The 7,627-nt window shown below is 55.1% G+C and carries 5 protein-coding genes; 4 read left to right on the top strand and 1 reads right to left on the bottom strand.

Features of this window, described 5'->3' with window-relative positions:
- The coding region (locus tag QVP03_RS06520) for a carboxylesterase family protein (protein WP_288210684.1) at nucleotides 1-621 on the bottom strand (621 nt) is incomplete at its 3' end.
- Between the two features lie 310 nt (nucleotides 622-931).
- Here QVP03_RS06520 and QVP03_RS06515 point away from each other — a divergent pair.
- The 4 genes from QVP03_RS06515 (at nucleotide 932) to QVP03_RS06500 (ending at nucleotide 7,621) form a co-directional block, all read left to right on the top strand.
- Complete coding sequence (locus tag QVP03_RS06515; RefSeq protein ID WP_022332716.1) at nucleotides 932-1,810, top strand: helix-turn-helix domain-containing protein; 879 nt, start codon at nucleotides 932-934, stop codon at nucleotides 1,808-1,810.
- Nucleotides 1,811-1,999: 189 nt separating this feature from the next.
- Nucleotides 2,000-3,010, top strand: a complete 1,011-nt coding sequence (locus tag QVP03_RS06510) for a hypothetical protein (RefSeq protein ID WP_022332715.1) — start codon at nucleotides 2,000-2,002, stop codon at nucleotides 3,008-3,010.
- Nucleotides 3,011-3,023: 13 nt separating this feature from the next.
- On the top strand, nucleotides 3,024-4,301 hold the full coding sequence (locus QVP03_RS06505) for a glycoside hydrolase family 26 protein (protein WP_022332714.1): 1,278 nt from the start codon (nucleotides 3,024-3,026) through the stop codon (nucleotides 4,299-4,301).
- A 35-nt stretch (nucleotides 4,302-4,336) separates the two neighbouring features.
- Nucleotides 4,337-7,621, top strand: coding sequence for a SusC/RagA family TonB-linked outer membrane protein (locus QVP03_RS06500; protein WP_022332713.1), 3,285 nt, complete (start codon nucleotides 4,337-4,339; stop codon nucleotides 7,619-7,621).
- Nucleotides 7,622-7,627: the final 6 nt, after the last annotated feature.

Genomic DNA, 7,627 nt, shown 5'->3' with positions numbered 1-7,627 from the left:
GCGGTACTTTTCACCGCCGGCGCCGGCCAGGTCGGAAAAACCCAACGCTCCGAGGCGATGATTTACCGAGCAGAACACAATGTCGCCGTAGCGGGCGATATTCTCCCCGTCGTAGCTGTCCTGTTCGATGCCGTTACCCTGCGTGAAACCCCCGCCGTGGAGCCATACCAGTACCGGACGGCGTTTGCCGTCGGCAAGGCCCGGCGTCCAGATGTTGAGCCGCAGGCAGTCTTCGCCCATCAGGTCGTAGTTCCAATGGTCGACAAACATCGAGTAGGATTCGGGCCGCCGGTCGTAGAAGGGTTGAGGTGATGAGGCCCCGAAAGCTACCGCAGGCCGGATTTCCTGCCATGCGTGCGGCGGTTGCGGCGGCATGAAGCGGTTTTCGCCGCCGGTGTCGTCTCCGTAGGGAATGCCACGGAAGGAGTAGATGTTGCGCAGGAGGAATCCCCGGACGGGGCCGTATTCGGTGTCGGCTTCGGCGATTCCTTCGCCGATGAAGAGCTGCTGCTCCGATGCGGCGGGGGGTCTGTTTTTGGCTTGCGCATAAGCTGCTGCAAGCAGGCAGATGGCCGTGACGAGAACCTGGGTTCTCCGGGAAATGGAAGAGGAAGGGTTCATTTTTGGTTAAAATAATATAAGTGGGTCGGCAGAAAAACACAAACGGATCGGCCGGTTTTCAAAATTACATATTAAGAATACTATTTTCTTGTACTATTTTAATTGAATATAATCTTATTTTGCGGTTTCTGGATTGCCGGACGGCTTGCGTCGTTAAAAAAAGAGAGTTGCATTAGATTATGAATTAATGAATTATGAATTCATGACCGGTTTTATATATAATACATAGGTGTTGGTAAATTTAGTGTTTTTTTGCGAATTGTGAGAATTATTTAATTTTGTAACCGGAACCCTCTTAAAAGTCCGACATATGGAAATACTGCGCGAGAGCACACCGCTCACCGACAACGACTGTTTCATGATTTTTTCGCGGAAGAAGAGCTGCTTCGACTTCCCCCTCCACACGCACAAGGAGATGGAACTCAATCTGGTAATCAATGCCGCGGGAGCTTCGCGCGTAATCGGCAACCATGTGGGGACGATCGGGGATATGGAACTGGTGCTGGTGAGCGGCGATACGCCCCATGCCTGGTTTACGGATCGCTGCAAATCGGAGGAAATCCATGAAATAACGCTCCAGTTCAGTCCTGATTTGCTCGATGACAAGTTCCTGAACCGCAATCCGATGGGAGCGCTCAAACAGCTTTTCGATGAGGCCCGCCGGGGCGTGCTTTTTTCCCGCGAGACGACCGAGTTGCTCGCTCCCCGCATCCGTGAATTGTACGAACAGGGGTCGTCGGGCGGCATGAAGCCCGTGCTGGACATGCTGATGATTCTCAACAGCCTCTCCCTTTGCCAGGAGCGCCGCCTGCTTTCGGACACGACCTTTATCCAGAAGAAAATGAAGTCCCACTCAGCACGCCTGGAGACGGTTTTCGCCTATATGAACCAGAATTTCAACCGGCAGATCTCCCTCTCCGAAGTCGCGTCCGTGGTCAGCATGTCCGACGTGGCATTCAGCCGTTTCATCAAGAAAGTCACCGGGCAGAGCTACGTCGATACGCTGACCGAGATCCGCCTGGGGCACGTGGCGCGCATGCTGATAGACACCGATATGACCATCGCCGAGATCGCTTACTGCTGCGGATTCAACAACATGGCTAACTTCAACCGCATTTTCAAACGCAAGAAAGGCATGCCGCCTCATAAGTTCCGTATCTTGTTCATTCCGAAAAAGATTTACGTCTGATACCGTCGGGCCCGGAAATGTTCCGTTAAGGTGCTATATGCATCGGATTTGGTTAAAAACGTATTAAACGGGCGTGTGGGTTTTGTATAAATTTGCATTAGTGAATGGTGCGACCTTTTTCCGGCGGAATCCGACTGCCGGAGCGGTTCGCGGCCGGACATGGCAAACTAACCTAACAACCAAAATCCTATGCAAAAATCTATCCTTCTTTTCCTGTGTGCCGTGTCGGGGACTCTTCTTGCCGGATGCTACGAAAACGATTCGTCCGGCCCCGATATGGTCGATCCCTGGTTACGCGAACGTACGCCGTTGGGCTTTCGCGTGGAGAGCCAGGTCGGGGAAGCGGTCATTACCGACGACTGGCGCCACGACGAAACCGGTACGATCCGTTTCCAACTGGTCACGGGCGGAATAGCCGACATGACTAAAGTCAAAGTCGAAGAAATCACCTTGCAATACAATGCGAAGGCCTCGGTTCAGGCCGGCTCGACGATCGATTTGAGCTCGGGTTCCTGCGACATCGTGGTGACGGCCGAAACGGGTGAAACCCGAACCTATACGGTCTCCTACGACCCCTTCGTGGAGCCCTTCGAAGGGGTTTACGACATGGACTACGACGTCAATAACCATGACGAATCGCAGTATGAGAACGGCAACGCCTTCGCCCTGTGGTTTTTCGGCGGCAGCAACGACGGATGCTACTGCCAGTCGCTGATGTGGAAACACTGGAACTGGAACGGCGGTTACAAGCCGATGGTCGAGGATGACAACGTGTTGACCATCACGCTTACGGGCGTCGATTCGCAGACGGGCGACACCTACGGCACCTGTTACAACGATGCCGGCCCCGATGGCAAATATGCCGATTTCAAATGGAATTCGAACGGGGGCCATGACCTGAAAAAATTCTACCGCTGCATTCCCGAAGGGGAGAGCACGTGGCGGAAAGACGGAAAGACGGGGCTGGTTACCTTCACGGCCTCCGACGGCACGGCCCATACGGCGACTTTCTACAGCGAGCCCACGACATTGACCTACGAGCAGAGCGGAAAGTCCTTCTCTTGTCAGATCATGAACCAGGGCCTGGAGTTTCCCGTTGCCGGAACCCCCATGCCGGGTTGGTCGGACTATTCGGATTTCGACAAGTATGTGCAGAATCCGCAGCGGTTCATCGTAAAGATGAAAAAGCGCCAGCAGTAACCCGGGGATCGCCATGAACCGCTTATTCCTGTTGTTTGCAAAGGCATTCTGCTGCATTGCCTTGTGCTGTATTGTTCCCGTCTCGTGCGGCGGCGGAGACGTCGAAATTCCGCCCCCTCCCTCCACGGCTCCGGGCGGGGGCGATGATAATCCCGATGACGATGAACCGAAGCCCGATCCCAATCCCAATCCCGATCCGGACGAACCGACCCGGCTGAAAATCGTCGACCCGCAGGCGACGGATCAGACCAAAGCACTCTATTCGAACCTGTGGGCGGTCGCTTCCAGGGGATTCATGTTCGGACACCACGACGATCTGTGGTACGGCCGTTACTGGTACGATGTGCCGGGCGGTTCGGATACCAGGGCTGTTTGCGGGGACTATCCTGCTGTCTTCAGCGTCGACCTGGCGCCTATCATGGACAATCGCTCCGACTATGAGAGCGACCGGAAGGAGAATGCCATCCGCCGGCGTGTCATGCTCGAAGCCTACGGCCGCGGCGAGGTAATCGTTGCCTGCTGCCACCTGAACAATCCGCTCACGGGCGGGGATTCGTGGGACAACGGCAACACGGGTGTCGTTCGGGCGATTCTCGATCCGCAAAGCCCTCAGCATGCCCTTTACCGGCAATGGCTCGACCGGCTGGCAGACTTTGCGCTCAATCTCAAAGGTGCCGACGGGAATTTGGTTCCCTTTATTTTCCGCCCTTATCACGAACACACCCAGGAGTGGCCCTGGTGGGGTTCGAAATGCACGACCGAGCAGGAGTTCATTGATTTCTGGCGGATGACCGTGCGATACCTCCGCGATACCAGGGGGGTGCACAATCTCATCTATGCGATCTCACCCCAGATGGACTCGGAATATTCCGATGCGCGGGGACGTCTGTCGTTCCGCTGGCCGGGCGACGAATGGGTTGACTTCATCGGTATGGATTGCTACCACGGGCTCAACACGGCGGCCTTTACTTCGAACCTGAAGGCGTTGACGCAATTTTCCCGTGAAAAGTTGAAGCCCTGCGGCGTCACCGAAACGGGTCAGGAATCCTTCACTAAGGCCGATTACTGGACACAATGTATCCTTGCCCCGCTGACTACCCAACGTGTTTCGATGGTGGTCATGTGGCGTAACAAGTATGTCTCCGACGAATCCGATAAACATTATTACTCGGTCTATCCGGGGCATGTATCGGAGGCGGATTTCAAGATTATGTACGACCGTCCTCGATCCTTGTTCAGCTCCGATCTCCCTGCGATGTACCGGCAGGCCGAGGGGGTCGTCGTCGAATGATATCAAACTGCAAAACCTAAAACAACTTTAATCTTATGGTAAAATTCTTCAAAACGTCCCTGCTGTACGGTTTGCTGATTGTCCTGAGCAGTGCCCTTCCGCAATGGGCGGCGGCGCAGTCCCGGGTTGTCTCCGGAACCGTAAAAGATGAGAAGGGAACCGGTTTGCCGGGAGTTACGATCATCGTGAAGGGTACCGCGGGCGGTACTACGTCGATGGCCGACGGCCAGTATTCGGTCAAGGTGTCGACCGGGGATGAGCTCGAATTTTCATTTATCGGCTACGCATCCCAAACGGTCAGAATCGGCGCGCAAAGCGTGGTGGACATTACCTTGCAGGAGCAGTCGCTTCTTGCGGAAGAGGTGGTGGTTACGGCTTATGCTGTCCAGAAAAAGGTGAATGTCACGGGTTCGATTTCCCAGGTGAAGGGTACGGATTTGGTGGCCACGCCCGTGGCGAACATCTCCAATGCGCTGATCGGCAACACGCCCGGTGTAAGCGGGCTGCAGACTTCGGGCGAACCGGGGCATAACGCTGCGAACATCCGCATCCGGGGTATCTCGACCTACGGATCGGCCAGCCCGCTCATCGTCATCGACGGCGTGGAGCAACCTTCCGAGCAGGCCATGTCCGAGCTCAATGCGATGGACGCCAATGAAATCCAGGGTATCAGTGTCCTCAAGGATGCGTCTTCGACTGCCGTTTACGGTATCCGCGGTGCCAACGGTGTGATTATCGTCACTACGCGACGCGGCAACACGGGAGCCCCGACAGTGAATTTTTCGATGAACTACGGCTTTACGCGGGCTTCGAATTTCCAGAAGGGCACCTCTTCCTATGAGTATGCCCTGCTGCGCAACGAAGCCATCCGCAACGAGCAGCGCAGCTTCGCAGGAACGGAGAGCCTTTCAACCTACATTTTCGACGATTACGATCTCTGGAAGTTCAAGAACAACCGCGATTATACGCCCGTAGAGGTCGATGCCAAGACAAACCTTTCGGCCGAAAAACGGGAGCTGCTCAAGAAGCAACCCGCACTTTACTATGCCAACCGCGACCTGTATAAGGAGATGTTCGACCGCAATGCCCCTCAGATGCAGGTCAACCTCAACGTGGCGGGCGGCACACAACGCGTAAAGTATTTCGTATCGTTCGGCTATTTCTCGCAGGCCGGCATCACGCGGGACGTGCACTACCATGACGCCAATACGGGTTCGAAGTTCAACCGCTATAATTTCCGGTCGAATTTCGACATCTCGGTGGCCAAGAACTGGAAGATCTCGATCAATACGGCGGGGCAGTTCGGTGAAACGCAGGGACTGGGCAGCGGAAGCGACCCCTATGACCTGTCGTCGCGTTACAAAAGCATCATGCAGTATATTTACGAGGGCAACCCCTTCATCTCTCCGGGTATGATCGACGGCCGCCTGGTAAACGGGTTTGCCGGCACGGCGGGTTCCGAACAGAATCCCCTGGCCGTGAAGACGGGCAGCCAGCTCGGTTCGCAGAACGCTATCGTAAGCCTGCTGACGGCTGGGACGAACAGTATTTTCAACTCGTTGCTCGACAATACCATCAAGTTGGAACATACGATGGACTACCTGCTGGATGGCCTGCGTATCTACGGCACGGTCAATTACCAGGACAACTACAACCGTATCGTCAAATATAAACCCTCGATCCCGACCTACTCGGTGCAGCGCAATCCCAATGACCCGACCGTGCTCGATTTCTTCGGCGGCGGCATGGGTGCCGGTTCCTTCGAGTCGTGGGGATACAGCAACTGGAACAAGCTTTACCTCGATGCGGGCATCGACTGGCATGGCAGTTTCAACGGGCATAATGTTTCCGGGCTGGTGCTCGCCAAGGCTTCCCGCTATACCATGCCGGGCGATTCGTACAATGTGGCTTCGGGCGTCATGGGCTTCGTGGGTCGTGTGACCTACAACTATAAGGATCGTTACATGGCCGAGGTCAACGTAGGTTATAACGGAACCGAACAGTTTGCCAGGGGACGCCGTTTCGGCTGGTTCCCGGCCTATTCGATCGGTTGGGTTCCCACTTCGGAAAAATTCTTCCCCGAGAACGACATTCTGACGTTCCTCAAAATCCGCGCGTCGTATGGCGAGGTCGGTAACGACCAGTTGGGAGGCAATCGGCGGTTCTACTACCTGCCGAATACTTATAACCTCAATCAGGGCGGCTACTGGCTGGGCAACTCCGACGGTTCGTCGCAGAATCCCTATTGGGTCGGCGCTACGGAAGGGGTGATCGGCAATCCCGACATTACCTGGGAGCGGGCCAAGAAATACGACGTGGGTATCGAGGCGCGGTTCTTCCGCAATCGCCTCTCGCTGGTGGCTGACTGGTTCCGCGAAGACCGCCGCAACATCCTCACCACGCTGGGAACCATTCCGATCATCTACGGCGTAAGTTCCGACAAGGTTCCCCCGGTAAATGTCGGTATTACCAAAAACCAAGGCTATGAACTCCTCCTTTCGTGGGAAGACCAGATCGGCAACTGGCGTTATTCGCTCAGCGGCGACGTGAGCTATTCGCGCAACAAGATCGTCTACAAGGCCGAAGCCGAGAATCCCTATCCCTGGATGAACCAGACCGGATTCTCGATCGGACAACGCTTCGGACTGGTCAGCGACGGCTTTTTCAATACCAACGAGGAGCTTGCCAATCGTCCCTACAATACCTATACGGCCAACCGGGCTACGCTGGGAGACATCCGTTACGTAGACCTCAACGGCGACGGCCTGATCGACAATAAGGACATCGCGCCGATCGGTTATCCCAACTATCCCGAGTACCATTTCAACGTCAAAGCGTCGGTCGGGTGGAAAGGCTTCGACCTGCGCGTGCTCTTCATCGGTACGGCCAACGGCTCCTATTACCTGAACAGCGGCTACACGATGCCGTTCTTCAAGCGGGCGGGCAACGCCTGGAAATGGATGTACGACGGCCGTTGGACTGCCGAGCGTTATGCTGCCGGCAAGAAGATCACCTTCCCGCGGATGACGTTCGATACGACGAGCAGCGACAACAATTACCTGACGAGCGATTTCTGGATGAAGTCGAGCAATTTCTTCAAGATCAAGAATATCGAATTGGGCTATACGTTCGATATGACGCGCGGCCGGCTGGCTCGCAGCCGTATCCGTGCCTTGCGCGTCTACTTCAATGCCAACAATGTCTATACATTCAAGAACGAACTGACGGATATTGGCATCGACCCCGAAACTACCGACGGAAGCACCTATATCTATCCGCTGACGAGCGTTTTCAGCTTCGGTATAAACCTGAAATTCTAATCCGCA

The sequence above is a fragment of the Alistipes sp. CAG:29 genome, assembly GCF_000435435.1.
Lineage (GTDB): Bacteria > Bacteroidota > Bacteroidia > Bacteroidales > Rikenellaceae > Alistipes > Alistipes onderdonkii.
The sequence above is the reverse complement of the archived record's forward strand: the minus strand, read 5'-3'. Positions and strand labels throughout refer to the sequence as shown.